Genomic DNA, 18,257 nt, shown 5'->3' with positions numbered 1-18,257 from the left:
CCCCCCCCCCCCCCCCCCCCCCCCCCCCCCCCCCCCCCCCCCCCCCCCCCCCCCCCCCCCCCCCCCCCCCCCCCCCCCCCCCCCCCCCCCCGCCGAACGGTATCGGGCTACCGGTTACTTGGCTTCGTAGCGGTCCGGGACGGGCAGGGCCGCGGGCGTCGGCATGCCGGCGGCGCCGAAGGTCAGGTCGAACGCCTTCTGCCAGTCGCCGTTGGCGGTGATCGCCTCGATCATGTCGTCGACGAACAGGCGCGCGTCGGTCTCGCCGAGCTTCATGCCGACGCCGTAGGGCTCTTCGGTGAAGATGTTCGACGAGTCCAGGACGCGGTAGGTGTCGGGCTTGTCGACGGTGAAGCCGTACAGGATGGTCTCGTCGGTGCTGACCGCGTCGGTCTGGCCGTTCTCGAGCGCCTGCGCGCACGCCGCGTAGTCGGCGAGCGGCGTGATCTTCGCTTGGGGGTTCTCAGCGGCGAGGTTGTCGATCGAGCCCGAGCCCTCGGCGATGCAGACGTCCTTGCCCGCGAGGTCGGCCACCGAGTTGATGTCGGTGTTGGCGGCCTGGACCATCACGTTCTGGCCGGTCTCGAAGTACGGGCCGGCGAAGTCGAACTTCTCGAGCCGCTCGGGGTACATCGAGTAGGACGCGATGACCACGTCGACAGTGCCGTCGTTGATGTACGTCTCGCGGTTCTGGGAGGTGGTCTCCACGAACTTCAGGTTCGCGTCGTCGCCCTCCTCGTCCACGGAGCCGAAGATGTACTGCGTGAGCAGGCGGGCCATCTCGGCGTCGAAGCCCTCGATCTTGTCGGTCGCGGTGTTCTTCTGGCCGATGAGCGGCTGGTCGAACTTGACGCCGACGGTGATGCTGCCCTTGTCCTGGATGTCCTTGATGAGGCCGTCGGGAATGCTCTCGGCCTGCGTCAGCGAGTAGTCGCCGACGGACTCCTGGAGCTCCTCCTGCTCCTCCTGGTTCTGGCTGGCCTCACCGGAGCAGGCTGCCAGGGACATGGCCACGGCGGCGACCGCTGCCGCGACCGCGGTGCGGCGCGAGTTCTTCAACGTGCGCATAGGTGTTTCCTTTCCTCAAGGGGGCGACAGTGTGGTGGTGCTGTTGCTTTTAGTGGGTCATGACCTTGGACAGGAAGTCCTGGGCGCGCTCGGTCTGCGGGTTGTCGAAGAACTCGTCGGGCGCGGCGGTCTCGACGATCTGGCCCTCGGCCATGAACACGACCCGGTTGGCCGCGCGGCGCGCGAACCCCATCTCGTGGGTGACCACGACCATCGTCATGCCCTCGCGGGCGAGGTCCTGCATGACGTCGAGGACCTCGTTGATCATCTCGGGGTCGAGCGCGGAGGTCGGCTCGTCGAACATCATGAGCTTCGGGTCCATCGCCAGGCCGCGGGCGATCGCCACGCGCTGCTGCTGGCCGCCCGAGAGCTGCGACGGGTAGACGTCAGCCTTCCCCGACAGGCCCACGCGCTCCAGGAGCTGGCGGGCGCGCGCCTCGGCCTTCGCCTTCGGCGTGCGGCGCACCTTGATCGGCCCCAGGGTGATGTTCTGCAGCACGGTCAGGTGCGCGAAGAGGTTGAAGTGCTGGAAGACCATGCCGACGTCGGCGCGCAGGTGCGCCAGCGCGCGGCCTTCGGCCGGGAGCGGCTTGCCGCCGACGGTGATGTCGCCGGAGTCGACGGTTTCGAGCCGGTTGATCGTGCGGCACAGGGTGGACTTGCCGGAGCCGGAGGGTCCGATGAGGACCACCACCTCGCCGTCCTCCACGGTCAGGTCGATGTCCTTGAGCGCGTGCAGGTCTCCGAAGTGCTTGTTGACGCCGGAGATGCTGACCATCGGTGTCTTCGGCTGCGTTGCTTCCATTCGTGTCCCTGTTGTCGTGCAACCCTCGAGTGGCGCTGGGCGAGCGGATTGTCTTGATTACCTGGAAATAGTAGTGTGACAGCTCACGCGCGGTTAGCGGGGCGGCCAGAGCCGCAACTAGTCGGCAATTAAGTAACAGCATCATAAAGAACGACTGGCGCATAACGGGTGCGACCCGGCACTGGAACAAGCGTGACGCAAACGGCGTCCGGTGGCCGCGGGGGCGGTGCGGGGATTAGTGTCGATCCATGACCGCAACCGTGGGAACCGTGAGCGCCGCAGGCGGGAAGATCACCGTCGAGCGGCGGGGCCTGGTGGACTACCAGGAGGCCTGGGACTACCAGAAGGAGCTGCAGCAGCGGCGGATCGACGACGAGGTCGGCGATACGGTCCTGCTGCTGGAGCATCCGAGCGTGTACACCGCCGGGCGGCGGACGGAGACGTGGGCGCTGCCGCAGGACGGGACGCCGGTGGTGACGGTGGACCGGGGCGGCCAGATCACGTGGCACGGGCCGGGGCAGATCGTCGGCTACCCGATCATGAAGATGCGCAACAAGGTCGACGTGGTCGGCTATGTGCGGCGGGTGGAGGACACGATCGCGGCGGTGTGCCACGAGTTCGGGGTGACCTCGGCTCGCGGGCGGATGCACGACCGGACCGGCGTGTGGCTGCCCGAGGACGACAAGGGTCCGGAGCGGAAGATCTGCGCGATCGGCGTGCGGGTGCGGTGGGCGACGACGATGCACGGGTTCGCTTTGAACTGCAACCCGGACATGAGCTACTGGGAGCGGATCGCGCCGTGCGCGATCACGGACGCTGACGTGACGAGCCTGTCGCAGGAGCTGGGCCGCGAGGTCACCGTCGAAGAGGTGCTGCCGGTGGTGGAGAAGCACCTGGGTCTGCTGCTGGAGCGCGACTAGGCAGAGGTTGTACGGGACGGGCGCGGCCGTGGGCCGCGCCCGTTTCGCGTTGCCCGGGCTAGGAGCAGCCTTCGTAGGCTTCGGGCTGCTCGTCGGCGAGTTCGGGGGTCTGGTTGAGCAGGACCTTGAGGATGTTGTTCCAGGCGTCGGACTCGGGGTAGAAGATCTCGGAGTGCGAGTGGACGCCTTCGACGGGTTTGCCGGAGATGCCCTGGTCGGCGAGGCTGAGGCCGTAGTCGTCGACGGCGCCGGGGTCGTCGGAGAGGTTGCCGGTGACGAGGTTGCGGTTGCCCGGGAAGTCGTCGGGGTCGGCGCCGTGGCCCAGGAGCGGCACGTACGGCATGCCCTGGACGTAGGAGATGGGGTCGCCGGGGCCGGTGATGGAGTAGCGGGGGCGGCAGGGCTCGGTGTAGTCGGCGGGGCTGTAGACGTCGTTGCCCATGCCGGCGGAGGCGATGTGGAGGACCTGGTCGGCGGCGACGTCGTAGGTTTCGGCGTAGCCGATGACGGCGCCGCCGTAGGAGTGCCCGGCGAGGGTGAGGGGGGTGTCGTCGCCGATCTGGTTGCGCAGGTCGAACGTGAAGGAGGCGAGGCTCTCGGCGGCGACCTGGGACCAGGAGGCCCAGGATTCCTCGATCCAGCCGGAGGGCCAGGAGGCGGCGGCCCAGACGACAATGGCGAGTTCGCCGTCGGCGGCGTCGACGAAGGACTTGGCGCGGTTGTAGTAGAGCTCGAAGTTCTCGCTGGAGAGGACCGCGGAGCCGCCGGGGACCAGGACGGCGACGTTGGCTGCGGTGTCGAGGTCGCCGACGACCTCGATCCAGGAGCCGTCGCCGTTGTTGTTGTAGGGGTCGAGGTAGAGGAACTGGCGGTCGGTGCCGACGAGGGCTTGGAGTTCTTCGCGTGCGGGGCGTTCGGCTTCGTCGGTCCATGGCCTTGGGGGGCTGTCGTAGGCGGTGGAGGCGGCGGTGGTGGCCTGGAGGATGAGCTGGTTGGCGGTGATGCGAGCGTCGAAGGGCGCGCCGGGCATCTCGGCGACGACGGTGGGGTAGAGGACGGCGAGCCAGTCGGTGGCGTCTTCGCCGAGGCCGGTGAAGAAGGCGTTGACGTCGAGGGGGTCGAGGTCGCCGCCGGCGTTGTAGAGGTCGGCGAGGGCAGCGCCGAGTTCGCCGGAGTCGGCGGTGGGTTCGGCGGCGACGAGGGCGGCGGCGAGCGCGGGGTCGGCGAGCGCGGTTTCGAGGGCGGCGGCCGGGTCGGTGCCGGTGACGGGGGCGTCGGCGCGGAGGGCCGCGAGTTCACCGGTGGGGTCGGCGGCGAGGACGGGGACCGCGTGGAGCTGGTCGGCTTCGGCTTCGCCGAGGCGGGTCAGTCCGGCGAGGTAGACGAGCGCGAAAACGGCGACGGCCGTCACGACCGTCGCACGCCACCACCGAAATCTCACCGGGTCAGCCTAACCGAGGTTGCGCGGGGCCGACGAGCGCTGCGCGTGTGAGGGCAGCCTCGGGGAGGGGAAAACGAGGGCAGGGGCAGAGGCCTCGAGCGCCGTATTTCGGGCCCCCGGTAAATACCCTGACATGCGGGTACGACATTCCGGCAGACGCGAGTCACAGTCATTTTCGGGCAAGGTCCGAGCCGCTTGCGCGAAACACGCTCGCTTTCAGACGCGTTTTCAGGGCAGGAGCCGAGCCGCTGAGGGCCGTGTTTCGGGCCCGGCCTCGGCGAAGCTTGCGAGCCGTAAATGAGATCGGGCTAAACCCTTGCTCGGGGGTACGACATTTTCGGGCCGGTTTGCTGCTGGGGTGGCGTGGTTCACGCCGTGTGGGTCAGGCGGCGGTGGCGGTGTAGCGGTTGCCGTTGGCGGTGAGGGTGAGCGGGAGGCCGAAGGCCTTGGAGAGGGTCTCCGAGGTGAGCGCGTCGGCGATCGGGCCTGCGGCGATCACGCCGCCGCCGGAGAGGACCAGCGCGTGGGTGAACCCGGGCGGGATCTCCTCGACGTGGTGGGTGACGAGCACGAGCGCGGGGGCGGCCTCGTCGCGGGCGAGTCCGGCGAGGGTCGCCACGAGCGCTTCGCGCGCGCCCAGGTCCAGGCCTGCGGCGGGCTCGTCGAGGAGCAGCAGCTCCGGGTCGGTCATGAGCGCCCGGGCGATGAGGACGCGCTTGCGCTCGCCCTCGGAGAGCGTGCCGAACAGGCGGTCGTTGAGCTGGGCGACGCCGAGCCAGCGCATGAGCGAGGCGGCGCGCTCGTCGTCCTGCGGGTCGTACTCCTCGCGCCAGTGGCCCATCATGCCCCAGGCGGCGGTGCGGACGACGTCGAAGGCCTTCTCGTCATTGGGGATCGCGTCGGCGACCTGCGTGGTGGTGAGGCCGATGCGCGGGCGCAGTTCGAACACGTCGACGCGGCCGAGCCGCTCGCCGAGGATCTCGACGACGCCGGAGGTCGGGTGGTTGCGGGCGGCCGCTAGGTTGAGCAGCGTCGTCTTCCCGGCGCCGTTGGGGCCGAGGACGACCCACCGCTGTGAGGCGTCGACTTGCCAGTCGACGCCGTCGAGGAGCTGGTTGCCGCCGCGTCGGACGGTGACGCCGGACAGGTCGAGGACGCGTTCAGACTGAGCCACGGGTCAATGAAACCACGTGGTCCCGGCGGCCGGTCGCGGGCGGGCCTCGGCGGCGGTGTTACGACACACGGGCGAACGGCCCGACCGCGTCCCGGAGCGAGTCGCCGGGGCGTGCAACGGCGCCGCGTCCGACGGCGTCTGCACTAGGGACGCCGTTCCCCGACGGCGGCCGCCCCGGCCCCGCGCGGCCGGACACCCTGACCACGCAAGTCCTAACTGGAATGAGCAGATGCCCCCCATCATCGAAATATCGGGGCTGAGGAAGACCTACAAGAGGACCTTCCGTCAGCCGCACAACGCATTGGACGGCCTCGACCTCGAGGTCGCCGCCGGCCAGGTCCACGGCTTCCTGGGCCCCAACGGGTCCGGGAAGACCACGACCCTGCGGGCCCTGCTCGGTCTCATCCGCGTCGACGGCGGGACCATGCGCATCTTCGGCGAGGAGGTGCCCCAGCGCCTGCCCGAGGTGGTCGGCCGCATCGGCGCCGTCGTCGAGTCCCCGCAGTTCTTCAAGCACTTCTCCGGGCGCCTGACGCTCCAGCTGCTCGCCGAGAGCGCGGGCGTCTCCAAGGCCCGCGTCGAGGAGGTCCTGGAGCAGGTCGGGCTGCGCGACGCGGCGAAGGCCTCCGTCAAGGGCTACTCGCTGGGCATGCGCCAGCGCCTCGCGGTCGCGCAGGCGCTGCTGAAGCAGCCGCAGCTGCTTATCCTGGACGAGCCGGCGAACGGCCTCGACCCGGCCGGCATCCACCACATGCGCGAGCTGCTGCAGTGGCTGGCGCATTCGCAGGGCGTGACCGTCGTGGTCAGCTCGCACCTGCTCTCCGAGGTGCAGCAGCTGTGCGACTCCATGACGATCGTCTCCAGGGGACGGCGCATCGTGGACGGCAGCGTCGCCGAGATCATCGCCAGGCACGGCGATGCGAGCCTGACCGTCCGGTTCCCGGACGCGGCCTCGCTGCCGGAGGCGGCCGAGGCCCTCGCGGCCGCTTCGGGCGCGCTCGATGCGGGGCGGACGGTGTCGGCCGCGGTCGACCGGGACCGGCTCGTGGTCCAGGGAGCGCCGGAGCCCGCGTGGGTGACGAAGACGCTCGCCGACGCGGGTATCTACCTGTCCGAGCTGCGGACTGAGACGAAGAACCTGGAGTCGGTGTTCCTGGAGCTGACCGGGACCGCGCCGGTGCCGGGCCAGACCGTCCAGATCGGGGAGTCGGTGGCGGTGCCGCAGGCGCCTGCCGTGCCGGTCGCCGCGGGCGACGTGACTATCGAGGTCGAGCCGGAAGGGGCCGAGCAGTGAACCTGTTCAAAGCCGAACTGCGGCGGATCGCCCGCCGCCGCCTGTCGCTGGTCTTCGGCATCCTCGCGGTGGCGGGCGTGCTGGTGCTGGCCGGGGTGTTCTGGGCGACGTCGAGCAAGGGCCCGACGGAGGCCGAGCTGGCCGCCGCGCAGTCCGAGGCCGACATGATGAACGAGGAGAACTTCGAGTTCCAGTCGTGCATCGAGGACGAGTCGTACCTCGAGGGGCCCGACTACGCGTGGCTTGACGACGACTCGTACTACGAGGACATGTCGCACGAGGAGCTGTGCGCGGACGTGACCGGCGCTGTGACCGCCGAACAGCTCATCTGGGTCTACACGTTCGACTTCGCCGAGGAGAGCCCGCTGCTGCTCATCGGCGTGGCGATCGTGGCGGGTCTGATCATGATGATGCTCGCCTCGTCGGCGATCGGCGCGGAGTGGTCGAGCGGCAGCATGGCGAACCTGCTGCTGTGGCACCCGAACCGGATGAAGGTGTGGGGCGCGAAGCTCGGCGCGGCCAGCGCGGTGTGCGCGGCGGCGGTGCTCGTGCTGATGCTGCTCGCGTTCGGGCTGCTGTACGTGACGGCGGCCGCGCGCGGCGAGGTCGGCGACCTGAACGCGGCGTGGTGGAACGAGAACTTGGAGAAGTTCGCGCGGGCCGGGATCCTGTCGGTCGGCATGGCGGTGCTCGGGGCGTCGCTGGCGATGCTGGGGCGGCACACCGCGATCTCGGGCGGGATCATCGCCGGTTACCTGATCATCGGCGAGATGCTGGTGCAGATCGCCAGTTCGGCGATGCGGCTCGCGTTCCCGGAGCGCCTGTCGCTGTACACGTGGGTGGCGGCGTGGATCGACGGGAGGATCGAGCTGCAGGACTGGTCGGACTACATGGCGTCCCAGCCGGACATCATGGTCATCACCTCAAGCGAGGCCGGGTTGCTGCTGGGCGGCATCGTGTTCGGGTTCGCTGCGCTGGCGACCTGGGCGTTCCACCGCCGCGACGTGGCATAGCCGCCGCTGGGCAGTAGTGCGTGCCATGTGACGCGTGATGTACCACTGCGGCCTCGCAGTCGCGGTAATGCGTGATGCGTGATGTACCACTGGGCCTAGAAGCGCGGTCGCTCCGCCGTTGTCGAACGGTGGTGTGTGATGCGTGCCGCGTGACATATCACTGCGAATTGAAGAGCGATAAGACGAAACGCCGCCCGCGGCATCCCGCGGGCGGCGTTTCGTTTCGCGTATTTGGCGCTTCGGCTACTGGTCGAAGAGGCTTTCGCGGACGGCGTCGAGGCCGTGGAGGATCGCGCCGCGCATGACCGGTTCGTCGACGACCGAGCCGGCGACGACGCTCGGGTTGACCGGGGCGAGTTGGGCGGTCTGGGCGGCGACGCGTCCGGCGAGTTCGAGCCCGCCCGCGTAACCGACGGGTCCGCCGAGGACGACCACGGTGGGGTCGAGGAGGACGCAGACCGCGACGATGCCGAGGGCGATACCGCGGGCGATCTCGTCCAGGCAGGCGGTGCCTTCCGGGCCCGCGGCGATCGCGGCAGTGAGCACCGCTTCGGGCTCGACCGCTTCGAAGCCGTGCTTGGCGCCGATGTCGAGGACGGCGTCGCCGCCGATGACGCGCTGGTAGGAGCCTTTGGACAGGCGGGTGACGACGCCGCCGGTGGGCAGGTCGCCGCCGGGCACCGGGAGGAAGCCGATCTCGCCCGCCGCGCCGCTGGCGCCCCGGTAGAGGCGCCCGTTGAGGATGACGCCGAGGCCGAGGCCGCCGCCGAACCAGGCGTACACGAAGTCGGTGGCGCCGCCCGCGCCGCCGGAGCGCTGCTCGGCGAGGCAGGCGAGGTTGACGTCGTTCTCGATCTCGACCGCTGGGGTGAACTCCTCGTTCAGGGCGGTGCGCAGGCCGCGGTGCCAGGCCGGGAGGTTCCAGGAGAAGCCGATGTCGCCGCTGGCGGGGTCGATGACGCCGGGGGTGCCGAGGACGATCCGCTGCACCTTCGACATCTCGACGCCCGCGTCGGCGACGGAGTCGGTGACGACGCGGCGGACCACGGCGACCGGGTCGGTGGAGTGCTCGACGTCGATCTCGGCGCGGCCGACGATGCGGCCGGTGAAGTCGGCGCAGGACGCCTTGGTGGTCACGGGGCCCACTTCGACGCCGACGACGTACGTGAAGGTCGGTACGGCCGCGTACAGGGACGCGTTGGGGCCGCGCCCGCCGGACTTGGAGCCGACGACCTCGACGAGGCCGCGCGTCTGCAGGCGCTCCATCATCTGCGAGGCGGTGACCTTGGACATCGAGGTCCGCTCAGCGAGCTGGGCGCGGGTCTGGGGGCCGTCCTCCAGCAGGAGCTTGAGCGCGGCCTGGTCGTTGAGGACGCGCAGCAGTTTCGGCACCCCGGGGGTGTGGCTCTTCGGCATTCGTACTTCCTTCTCCTCCGAGCCCACATTATCCACGGGGGCCCACACGTCACGCCTTCAGCTAGCGCGCGAAAGCCGAACGCGTGATCGGTAAACGCCCAGCGGACGGTCCGGGCCCCGCCGAGCGGCCGCATTTTTCGCGGCCGCCGCCGGGCCCGCCTGACCGCAGCCGGTCGGCCGAGAATGTCGTACCCCTATGCCAGGGTGTAAACCGGGGGCCCGAGACACGGCGCTCAGGGGCTCTGCCCCTGCCCGCGAAACCCCCGGTCTCCCCCGCTTACTCCCCGTCGGTCTCGACGAGGCTCCTGATCTGGCGCAGGGACACCGACAGCACCGCGAGCTTCTCGTCCGACCGCGCGGCCTCGGCCGTCGCCTCGTGGATCCGCTCGATCTCGGCGGCGTTCCGCTCGGCCCACGACTCGACCGCCTCGGCCGGGTCCGTGCCCGGCTTCGCCAGCATCACGCTCGCGGTCAGGCCCGCCATCGCGCCGTACAGGTCGTACCGCAGCGCCGACCGCGCCAGCGTCTGCCACCGGTTCGTGCGCGGCAGCGCCGAGATCTCGTTGAGGATCGCGTCGAGGTGCACGCGCGCCGCGATCCCGTAGTACACCTCCGCGGTCTCCCCGAGGTCGGTCTCGTTCACCCGCGCGCACTCGACGACGTCGACCAGCCCGAACCCGAAGATCGGCGCGGACGCGTCGCGCGCGATCTCGGCGGGCATGCCCTGCTCCTCCAGCTCGTCGGCGAACTCCTCGAACCCGACCGCCTCGGAGTCGTGCAGCAGTTCCGGCAGCCGCGGCTGCAGCACTGCGAGCCCCGGCCGCAGCCGCTCCGACTCCGCGGCCACGTCGAGCGTCCCGCGCCGGTGCTGCACGAGCCACCGCACGCCACGGTCGAGGAGCCTGCGGATCACGAGCATGCCCGCGATCTGCGCCGCCTGCGGCACCTGGTTGTCCAGCGCCTCGATCCGCCGCCACAGCCCCGGCAGCCCGAACGCGTCGCGGATGATCACATACGCGCGGATGACGTCAGCGACGTCGGCGCCGGTCTCGTCGGCGATCCGGAACAGGAACGTCGTTCCGGCCCGGTTGACGGCCTCGCCGACGACCGCGGTGGCGACGATCTCGCGGCGCAGCGGGTGGTCGGCCATGAGGTCGGCGTACGGTTCGCGAAGGGGCGCAGGGAAGTACTCGCGCAGCACCGGCGTCGTCCAGTCCTCATCGGACAGTCCGGAGTCGAGCACGGCCCGCTTGGCCCAGATCTTCACGTACGAGAGCAGCACGGAGAGTTCGGGCTCGGTCAGCGCCGTGCCCGTGGCGACCCGCTCCTTCAGCTGCTTGTCGCTGGGCAGGCCCTCGATCTCGCGGTCGAGGCCGACGGTCTTCTCCAGGTGCTTCATCAGTCTGATGTGGACGGGCAGGAGCCGCGTGCCGAGGCGCTTCGCGTTGGCCAGGGCCATGTTCTGCCCGTAGTTGTCGGCGAGCACGGCCTGCGCGACGTCGTCGGCCATGTCCAGGAACAAACGGTCGCGGTTACCCGGGTCGACGCGGCCGGTGAGCGCGGCCGAGCGCAGCAGGATCTTGATGTTCACTTCATGGTCCGAAGTGTCCACACCCGCCGAGTTGTCGATGAAGTCGGTGTTCATGTGCCCGCCAGCGCCTTCGGGGCCGCCGTTCATGGCGTACTCGATGCGGCCGAGCTGCGTGAACCCGAGGTTCCCGCCTTCGCCGACGACGCGGCAGCGCAGCTGCTCGCCGTTGACGCGCACCGCGTCGTTCGCCTTGTCGCCCGCGTCCGCGTCGGTCTGCGTCGAGGCCTTCACGTAGGTGCCGATACCGCCGTTCCAGAGCAGGTCGACTGGGGCGGTGAGGATCGCGCGAATGAGCTCGGGCGGGGTGAGGTCCTTGACGTCGGCGTCGATGCCGAGTGCGACCCGCACCTCCTCGGAGACGGGGATCGACTTGGCCGAGCGTTCCCACACGCCGCCGCCCACGGAGATCAGGGTCGGGTCGTAGTCGGCCCAGGTGGAGCGGGGCAGGTCGAACAGGCGTCGCCGCTCTGCAAAGGATGCGGCGGCGACCGGGTTCGGGTCGATGAAGATGTGCATGTGGTTGAACGCGGCCACGAGCCGGATGTGCTCGGAGAGCAGCATGCCGTTGCCGAAGACGTCGCCGCCCATGTCGCCGATGCCGACCGCGGTGAAGTCCTGCGCCTGCGTGTCCAGGCCTTCGGCACGGAAGTGCCGTTTCACGGACTCCCATGCGCCCCTTGCGGTGATGCCCATCTTCTTGTGGTCGTAGCCGACCGAGCCGCCGGAGGCGAACGCGTCGCCGAGCCAGAACCCGTACTCGGCGGCGACGCCGTTCGCGATGTCGGAGAAGGTAGCCGTGCCCTTGTCGGCGGCGACGACGAGGTACGGGTCGTCGCCGTCGTGGCGGACCACGTTCGGCGGCGGTACCACGGTGTTGTCGGCGTCGCGGTTGTCGGTGATGTCCAGCAGGGCCGAGATGAACTCCCGGTACCGGGTCACGCCTTCGGCCTGGAACTCGGCGCGGTCCTTGAACTCGGTGCGTTTGAGCACGAACCCGCCCTTGGCGCCGACGGGCGTGATGACGGTGTTCTTGACCTCCTGGGCCTTCACGAGCCCGAGGATCTCGGTCCTGAAGTCCTCCTTGCGGTCCGACCAGCGCAGGCCGCCGCGTGCGACCCGCCCGTACCGCATGTGGACGCCCTCGAAGTTCGGGGAGTACACGAACACCTCGAACATGGGGCGGGGCTTGGGGAGGAAGTCGATGGCGCGGGCGTCGAACTTGAAGGCGACGTACTCCTTGGGGCGGCCCGAGGTCGCCCGCTGGAAGTAGGAGGTGCGCAGGGTCGAGCGGATGAGTGTGAGGAACGCGCGCAGGATGCGGTCGGCGTCGAGGTTCGGGACGGCCGCGAGGCCTTCGGCGAGCGACGCGTCGATGCGGGCGACGGCGGCGTCGCGGTCGGCGCCGACGCGCGGGTCGAAGCGGGCTTCGAAGAGCCGCACCAGGTTCGCGGCAATCTCCGGGTAGTCGCCCAATGTGGACGAGATGAAGGCCTGGGAGAACACGAATCCGCACTGGCGCAGGTACTTCGCGAGCGCGCGGAGTACCACGACCTGCCGCCAGGTGAGCCCGGCGGCGATGATCAGCTCGTTGAACCGGTCCGATTCGGCCTCGCCTGCCCAGACGGATTGGAAGGCGTTCTCGAACGGGATCTGCAGCGACGGAACCGATTCGGCGGCTTGGCCGGGCAGTTCGAGTCCAAAGTCGTGCAGGTGGATCGTGCCGTCAGCACGTGTGATGTGGTACGGGTGTTCTTCCGAGACCCGCACGCCGAGGTGCCGCAAGACCGGCATGGCCTCGGAGAGCCCCACGGGCCTTCCGAAGGAGTAGATCTTGAAGTGGACGTTGGTCTCACCAGTGCGGCGGAAGAGCTGGAGCTCCATGTCGCCCGGCTCGTGCAGCATCTCCAGTTTCCCGATGTCTTTCAGCGCATCGATCGGCGAGTGCTCAGCCCGATACGCGGGCGGGAATGCTTGGGCGTAGTCCTGGTAGAGCGTGCGCGCCTGCCCTTCTCCCACATGGTGGTCGAGTTGCAAGGAGAGGTCGGCCACCCAGGAGCGGGTCGCGTCGGCGAGCTCGGCCTGGATCGACTCGACGTCGACCGGGGGGTGCTCGGCGAACGGGTCGATGCGCACGACGAAGTGCAGGCGCGCGAGCACCGATTCGGTGACGCGGGCGTCGTAGTTGATGTCGACGCCGCGCAGGCGGCGGCGCAGGATCTCCTCGATCTTCGTGCGGTTCTCGGTGTTGTACCGGTCGCGCGGGAGGTAGACGAGGCAGGAGTAGAAGCGGCCGTAGACGTCGCGGCGCGCGAACAGGCGCAGGCGGCGGCGCCCGGCGAGGCGCAGGACGCCCATCGCGGTCGTGTACAGGTCGTCGGTGCGGGCCTGGAACAGCTCGTCCCGCGGGTAGGTCTCCAGGGCGGTGACGAGGTCCTTCCCGGAGTGGGAGGAGAGGGTCACGCCCGAGCGGGCGAGCACGTCCTGCACTTTGCGTCGCACGACGGGCAGTTCGGTGACGCTGGAGAGGTACGCGGCGGAGGTGAACAGGCCGAGGAACCGCAGTTCCCCGTCGGGTTCCCCGGCGGCGTTGAAGGTCTTCACGCCGACGTAGTCCATGAAGGACGTGCGGTGCACCGTGGAGCGGGCGTTCGACTTCGTGATGACCAGGAGCCGCTTCGCGCTGATCTGCGACCGGGCGTCCACATTGAACGATGAGAGGGGGCGGGGCGCGGTCGAGGCCTTGCGCAGCAGGCCCAGGCCGGTCTCGGCCACGGGCGTCAGCGCCTCGTCCTCGCCCGAACCGGTGAGCCGGTACTGCCGGAAGCCGAGGAACGTGAACTTGTCGTCCGCGAGCCACCGCAGGAGCTCCACGGTGTCGTCGATGTCTTTGGGCGGCACCGGCAGCGGGGTGGTGCCTTCGGCGCCGGTGGCGGCCCGGTCAAGGTCCTCGGCAATCTGCAGGGCCTTGGCCCGCATCGCCTGCCAGTCCGCGACACAGACATCCACATCGGACAGCACTTCGAGCAGGTCGGCCTCGAGCTCGGCGAGGAACGCCGCGTCGGCGACGCGCTGCGTCTCGATGTGCATCCACGACTCGGCGCGCCCGCCCGAGGCCGGGGCCTCCTGCAGCACCCCTTCGGCGTCGCGGCGGACCGGGACGATCGGGTGCACGAACACCGAGATGTCGACGCCGTGCTTGTTGAACAGGCCCGTCAGCGAGTCCACCAGGAACGGGGAGTCGTCGCACACGATGTCCACCCGCGTCGACGAGGCCGCGTCGGGCCCGTCGGCGTCTTCGGGGCAGTCCAGTTCCAGCGCGACCTGGCCCGGCTCCCGCAGCTCGGCCATGCGGCGGTGGTGGGCGGTGGTCTCCAGGAGCTGGTGGGCGGAGCGGCCGACGAGATCGTCGTCGGACACGAGGCTCCAGTAAAGCTCGACCAGCCTCGCCAGCGATTCGTCCGATCCGGCCAACCTGGCCGCTTCGGCCAGCAGTTCCTCCCGGTCGGGGAGGGTCTCGCGGAACTCTTCGTCGCCGATGAACGCCAACACGTCTCGATCTCCAGTCCGAATCGACTCGGCCCACCTCGTCGTGGGCCGTCTACAGGCTAGATCGTGGTTCCAGCCACCGGGATCGTAGGGCTCCAAGACGACACTGCGGTTACACCGGTATTGCCAACTTGGCGGTAGAGTGACGTCAAGGAACCATCCCGCACCCACCTGTGAAGGCCAACGCCATGGACGCCGTCATCATCCTCCTGCTCATCGCCGCCGCCGTGCTCGTCGGCTGGTGGCTGTGGCGCAGGAACAACCGCAAGAACGAAGCGGCCGCCAAGCCCGCCCCGGCCGACCCGTTCGCCGACGCCGACACCGACGTCCTCCGCGGCGACCCCCGCCGCATCAAGGCCGCCGACCTCGTCGAGCTCTACGGCAAGACCCTCGCCGTCCGCGGCACCCTGCGCCTCTCCGAAGGCGACTACCAGTGGGCCGAGCACTTCCTCGACACCGGCACCGGCGTCAAGCGCTGGCTGTCGGTCGAAGCCGACCCCGACATCGAGATGGTCCTGTGGGAAGAGGTCACCGATACCGACCTCCAGCCCGGACCGCGTGAACTCAGTCACGAAGGCGTCTCGTTCAGGTCCGACGAGAAGGGCAAGGCGAAGTACGTGAGCGAAGCCACCACCGGCCTCGCCCCCACCGGTACCCTCCGCTACCACGACTACGCCGGCCCCGACGGCCAGAAGCTCTCCTTCGAGGCCTACGGCGACGACGCCAAATGGGAAGTGGCGAAGGGGCTTACCCTGGACCGCAACCAGGTCACGATCTACCACCAGAGCGACGACGTCTGATCCCCCGCCACCCACCCCGACCAGGGAGCCCGAACTGATAGCGCATATCGAGGTGCCGTTCGTCGACGTCTCGGCCGCCTCGCTCACCTTCCGGCCCGACGCCCCGTCCATGCCGGTCCTCGACCTCCTCGAACGCGACGCCGGGCCGCTGCGCCTCTCCCTGCGCCTCCTCGGCGCCAGCCACCAGGCCGTCGTCGCCACCCCCGACGGCCTCATCAGCGAGACCCTCGCCTACCGCGACGACCTCGCCCCCGACCTCCCCGAAGCGTTCAGCCAGCGCGTCGGCGGCTGGCGGCACCGGTACGCGTGCACCGTCGAGAAACTCACCGTTCCCGAACTGCGCCAGCGGGTCCGGTCCCTCAGGGACCGGGCCGTCATGCGCACTGGCGGAGACAGCAACGGCACAGGCGAGCCCGACCTGCTCGTGGGCGTGTTCGGGGAGGACCTGGACGCGCTCACCGCACTGGAGGTCACCGGGACGGCGCCGCTGTCGTGGCGGACCGTCCACACCTACCCGCAGTACGGCGAGGTGGTGACCACCCACAGCACCGTGGTACCCGTTTAGCGGCACCGCGCCCTTAAGCTGAACCGACTCCCCGTCGAGACGATCCGAGGACCACCGATGAGCAACCCGCAGCAGCCCCCACCGCCGCCCGCGACGCGCGGCCTGAACTGGAAGCACTGGACGGCGATCATCGTCGTGCTCGTCCTGTGCTGCGGTGGCGTGTTCCTGATGAACACGAACTTCTCGAACCCGACGGACACCATCCGCGACCACTACACGCGCGCAGCGAACCTCGACGAGGGCGGCGGCAAGGCGTACACGTCGCCGCAGTCGCCTTCCGTGGTCGCCGACGCGATCGACGACGACGCCGAGGCCCGCCAGGAGCGGTCCTCCGGCGGCACGTACTACCTGCAGTACTCCAAGCACATCGTGGCCATCTCGCCCTACAACGGCGGCTCGAAGATCCTGCTGCACGACTACCGCAGCGGCTACAACCACTACTCCTCGGTGTTCATCCTGTGGGGTTGGTCCTCGTCCCCGCCGTCGCCGTTCCGCGGCGGCGGACCAGGCTCCGGCAAATAACCCGAACCCAACCCAGACAAGGAAAGGCAGCCCATCATGTTCGCTCTTGGAAACCAGGTGCTCGGAGGGTTCGGGGGCGACGTCGTCGGCGCGATCGCCTACAGCGTCATCGGCATCGCCCTGATGATCCTCGGATTCTTCGTCGTCGACTGGCTCACGCCCGGAAAGCTCGGGGAGCTCATCTGGGCGCAGCGCAACCGCAACGCCGCGCTCCTGCTCTCCTCCAACCTCATCGGTGTCGGCCTGATCGTCGTCGGCGCGATCTGGGCGTCGGAGGGGAACCTCGTGCAGGGCGTCGTGTCGACGTTCGTGTTCGGCGTCATCGGGATCGGCGCCATGGCCGTCGCGTTCCTGATCCTCGACGCGATCACGCCCGGCAAGCTCGGCGCGCTCGTCGTCGACGCCGAACCGCACCCGGCCGTGTGGGTCAGCTCGGCGATGCACCTCGCCCTGGGCGGGGTCATCGCGATGGCGCTGTCTTGACGGCTACCGCCGCCCCTCAGAACGTGATGTCGGCGCGCCGGGTCCGCCTGGCGCGCTTCGGCCTGCTCGCGACCGCATTCGCGGTGTCGGCGTGCGGGCTCGTGTACGAACTGGCGCTCATCACCTTGGGCGCCTACCTGGTCGGGAACACCGCGAAGCAGGCGTCGATCGTCCTGGCGGTCATGGTGTTCGCGATGGGCCTGGGGGCGCTCGCGGCGAAGCCGCTGCGGCGCTGGCCCGCGCTGGCGTTCGCGGCCGTGGAGCTCGCTTTGGCGCTCCTGGGCGGGTTCAGCGTGATGCTGCTGTACGCGGCGTTCTCGTGGACGGACCTGTACAGCCTGCCGCTCGTGGTCGTCGCGGCCGCGATCGGCCTGCTGATCGGCGCGGAGATCCCGCTGCTCATGGAACTGCTGCAACGCATCCGGGAGCAGGCCGCCGGTGCGGCTGTCGCCGATCTGAACGCGGCGGACTACCTGGGCGGGCTCATCGGGGGGCTCGCGTTCCCGTTCGTGCTGCTGCCGTTCTTCGGGCAGATCCAGGGCGCCCTGATCGTCGGCGCGGTGAACGCCGTGGCCGGGGTGCTGCTGGTGTGGATCCTGTTCAAGGACGACCTCGCGAAGGCCGCCAAGCAGCTCCTCACGCTCGTCGCCGGGTTGACGGCGGTGCTGCTCGTCGCGGCGTTCGTGTACACCGACCGGTTCGAGGCGAACGCGCGTCAGGCGCTGTACGCGGCACCGATCGTGTACAGCGAGGACAGCCAGTACCAGCAGATCGTCATGACCGAGGCCGCGTCGCCGTTCGGCGAACAGGACCTGCGGCTCTACCTGAACGGCGACCTGCAGTTCTCCTCTGTGGACGAATACCGGTACCACGAGGCGCTCGTGCACCCGGCCATGAACGGCCCGCACGCGAACGTCCTGGTCCTCGGCGGCGGCGACGGCCTCGCGGTTCGCGAGATCCTGCGCTACCCCGATGTCGAGACCGTGACCTTGGTCGACCTCGACGGCGCCGTCACCGACCTCGCCCAGAACTTCGACGACCTCGTGGACCTCAACCACGGCGCGATGAACGACCCCCGCGTCAACGTCGTCAACGCGGACGCGTTCACGTGGCTGCGCGAGCAGACCGGCGCGTGGGACACCATCATCGTCGACATGCCCGACCCCGACGCGACCGAGACCGCGAAGCTCTACTCCGTCGAGTTCTACGGGCTCGCCACCGACCACCTCAATGAGACCGGCCGGATGGTCGTCCAGTCCGGCTCGCCGTACTTCGCGCCCAAGACGTTCTGGACCATCGGCTCCACCCTCGAAGCGGCCGGGTACGCGCCCACGCCGTACTGGGTGTCGGTGCCCAGCTTCGGCGACTGGGGCTACCAGCTCGTCCAGGCGGGCGGCGACGCCCCGGCCCTCGGCCTCGACACCGCGGTCGGCCCGTTCCAGTCCCTCACACCGGAACTCATCGAAGCCGCCCAGGTGTTCCCGCCCGACCGCGACCGCATGGACATGGAGCCCTCCACGCTCATGCACCCGGTCATCCTCGACCGCGTCGAATCCGAGTGGAACAACTACTGAGCCGGTCTCGCATCCGTGCGATATCCTGGCGCTCCCTTGCCCCCG

Annotated in this window: 14 protein-coding genes; 8 read left to right on the top strand and 6 right to left on the bottom strand. The window is 69.5% G+C overall.

The window, feature by feature from the left end:
* Positions 1-114 precede the first annotated feature (114 nt).
* Both ACZ60M_RS22160 and ACZ60M_RS22155 read right to left on the bottom strand, forming a co-directional pair.
* The gene (locus tag ACZ60M_RS22160; protein ID WP_465420883.1) at positions 115-1,068 is read right to left on the bottom strand and encodes a glutamate ABC transporter substrate-binding protein; all 954 of its coding nucleotides are present in this window, start codon (positions 1,066-1,068) and stop codon (positions 115-117) included.
* A 49-nt stretch (positions 1,069-1,117) separates the two neighbouring features.
* A complete protein-coding gene (locus ACZ60M_RS22155; RefSeq protein ID WP_465420881.1) occupies positions 1,118-1,873 on the bottom strand; it encodes an amino acid ABC transporter ATP-binding protein in 756 nt (251 codons plus the stop codon).
* 248 nt (positions 1,874-2,121) lie between these two features.
* Between ACZ60M_RS22155 and lipB the strand changes: the two genes are divergently transcribed.
* A complete protein-coding gene (gene lipB, locus ACZ60M_RS22150; protein WP_465420880.1) occupies positions 2,122-2,793 on the top strand; it encodes a lipoyl(octanoyl) transferase LipB in 672 nt (223 codons plus the stop codon).
* 58 nt (positions 2,794-2,851) lie between these two features.
* Here the strand turns inward: lipB and ACZ60M_RS22145 are convergent, their stop codons facing one another.
* On the bottom strand, positions 2,852-4,234 hold the full coding sequence (locus tag ACZ60M_RS22145; RefSeq protein ID WP_465420878.1) for an alpha/beta hydrolase: 1,383 nt from the start codon (positions 4,232-4,234) through the stop codon (positions 2,852-2,854).
* A gap of 382 nt (positions 4,235-4,616) precedes the next feature.
* A complete protein-coding gene (locus ACZ60M_RS22140) occupies positions 4,617-5,408 on the bottom strand; it encodes an ABC transporter ATP-binding protein (RefSeq protein WP_465420876.1) in 792 nt (263 codons plus the stop codon).
* A 229-nt stretch (positions 5,409-5,637) separates the two neighbouring features.
* Here ACZ60M_RS22140 and ACZ60M_RS22135 point away from each other — a divergent pair, with 229 nt between their 5' ends.
* Entirely contained in the window at positions 5,638-6,702 is a 1,065-nt protein-coding gene (locus ACZ60M_RS22135; protein ID WP_465420874.1) for an ABC transporter ATP-binding protein, read from the top strand.
* The gene (locus ACZ60M_RS22130; protein WP_465420872.1) at positions 6,699-7,715 is read left to right on the top strand and encodes an ABC transporter permease subunit; all 1,017 of its coding nucleotides are present in this window, start codon (positions 6,699-6,701) and stop codon (positions 7,713-7,715) included. Before ACZ60M_RS22135 ends, ACZ60M_RS22130 begins: the two co-directional genes overlap by 4 nt.
* 243 nt (positions 7,716-7,958) lie before the next feature.
* Here the strand turns inward: ACZ60M_RS22130 and ACZ60M_RS22125 are convergent, their stop codons facing one another.
* Both ACZ60M_RS22125 and ACZ60M_RS22120 read right to left on the bottom strand, forming a co-directional pair.
* Positions 7,959-9,131, bottom strand: a complete 1,173-nt coding sequence (locus ACZ60M_RS22125; protein WP_465420870.1) for an ROK family protein — start codon at positions 9,129-9,131, stop codon at positions 7,959-7,961.
* A gap of 277 nt (positions 9,132-9,408) precedes the next feature.
* Positions 9,409-14,271: an NAD-glutamate dehydrogenase gene (locus ACZ60M_RS22120; protein ID WP_465420868.1), complete on the bottom strand. Its 4,863-nt coding sequence runs from the start codon at positions 14,269-14,271 to the stop codon at positions 9,409-9,411.
* A 185-nt stretch (positions 14,272-14,456) separates the two neighbouring features.
* Here ACZ60M_RS22120 and ACZ60M_RS22115 point away from each other — a divergent pair, with 185 nt between their 5' ends.
* Genes ACZ60M_RS22115 through ACZ60M_RS22095 form a run of 5 tightly spaced genes read left to right on the top strand, consistent with a single transcriptional unit; the run spans position 14,457 to position 18,212 of the window.
* A complete protein-coding gene (locus ACZ60M_RS22115; RefSeq protein WP_465420866.1) occupies positions 14,457-15,068 on the top strand; it encodes a DUF4178 domain-containing protein in 612 nt (203 codons plus the stop codon).
* A gap of 52 nt (positions 15,069-15,120) precedes the next feature.
* Complete coding sequence (locus ACZ60M_RS22110) at positions 15,121-15,633, top strand: DUF2617 family protein (RefSeq protein WP_465420864.1); 513 nt, start codon at positions 15,121-15,123, stop codon at positions 15,631-15,633.
* 57 nt (positions 15,634-15,690) lie between these two features.
* The gene (locus ACZ60M_RS22105; protein ID WP_465420862.1) at positions 15,691-16,155 is read left to right on the top strand and encodes a DUF4247 domain-containing protein; all 465 of its coding nucleotides are present in this window, start codon (positions 15,691-15,693) and stop codon (positions 16,153-16,155) included.
* A gap of 36 nt (positions 16,156-16,191) precedes the next feature.
* Positions 16,192-16,638, top strand: a complete 447-nt coding sequence (locus ACZ60M_RS22100; protein WP_465420860.1) for a DUF350 domain-containing protein — start codon at positions 16,192-16,194, stop codon at positions 16,636-16,638.
* 26 nt (positions 16,639-16,664) lie between these two features.
* On the top strand, positions 16,665-18,212 hold the full coding sequence (locus tag ACZ60M_RS22095) for a polyamine aminopropyltransferase (RefSeq protein ID WP_465420888.1): 1,548 nt from the start codon (positions 16,665-16,667) through the stop codon (positions 18,210-18,212).
* The last annotated feature ends 45 nt before the right edge of the window (positions 18,213-18,257 follow it).

The organism is Glycomyces sp. NPDC050141 (assembly GCF_055586545.1).
This window is presented reverse-complemented; position numbering and strand designations above follow the sequence as displayed.

Coding starts and splice junctions, on each gene's coding strand:
- ACZ60M_RS22160 (WP_465420883.1), bottom strand. CDS start 1,068: ATGCGCACGTTGAAGAACTCGCGCCGCACCGCGGTCGCGGCAGCGGTC.
- ACZ60M_RS22155 (WP_465420881.1), bottom strand. CDS start 1,873: ATGGAAGCAACGCAGCCGAAGACACCGATGGTCAGCATCTCCGGCGTC.
- lipB (WP_465420880.1), top strand. CDS start 2,122: ATGACCGCAACCGTGGGAACCGTGAGCGCCGCAGGCGGGAAGATCACC.
- ACZ60M_RS22135 (WP_465420874.1), top strand. CDS start 5,638: ATGCCCCCCATCATCGAAATATCGGGGCTGAGGAAGACCTACAAGAGG.
- ACZ60M_RS22125 (WP_465420870.1), bottom strand. CDS start 9,131: ATGCCGAAGAGCCACACCCCCGGGGTGCCGAAACTGCTGCGCGTCCTC.
- ACZ60M_RS22115 (WP_465420866.1), top strand. CDS start 14,457: ATGGACGCCGTCATCATCCTCCTGCTCATCGCCGCCGCCGTGCTCGTC.
- ACZ60M_RS22105 (WP_465420862.1), top strand. CDS start 15,691: ATGAGCAACCCGCAGCAGCCCCCACCGCCGCCCGCGACGCGCGGCCTG.
- ACZ60M_RS22100 (WP_465420860.1), top strand. CDS start 16,192: ATGTTCGCTCTTGGAAACCAGGTGCTCGGAGGGTTCGGGGGCGACGTC.
- ACZ60M_RS22095 (WP_465420888.1), top strand. CDS start 16,665: ATGTCGGCGCGCCGGGTCCGCCTGGCGCGCTTCGGCCTGCTCGCGACC.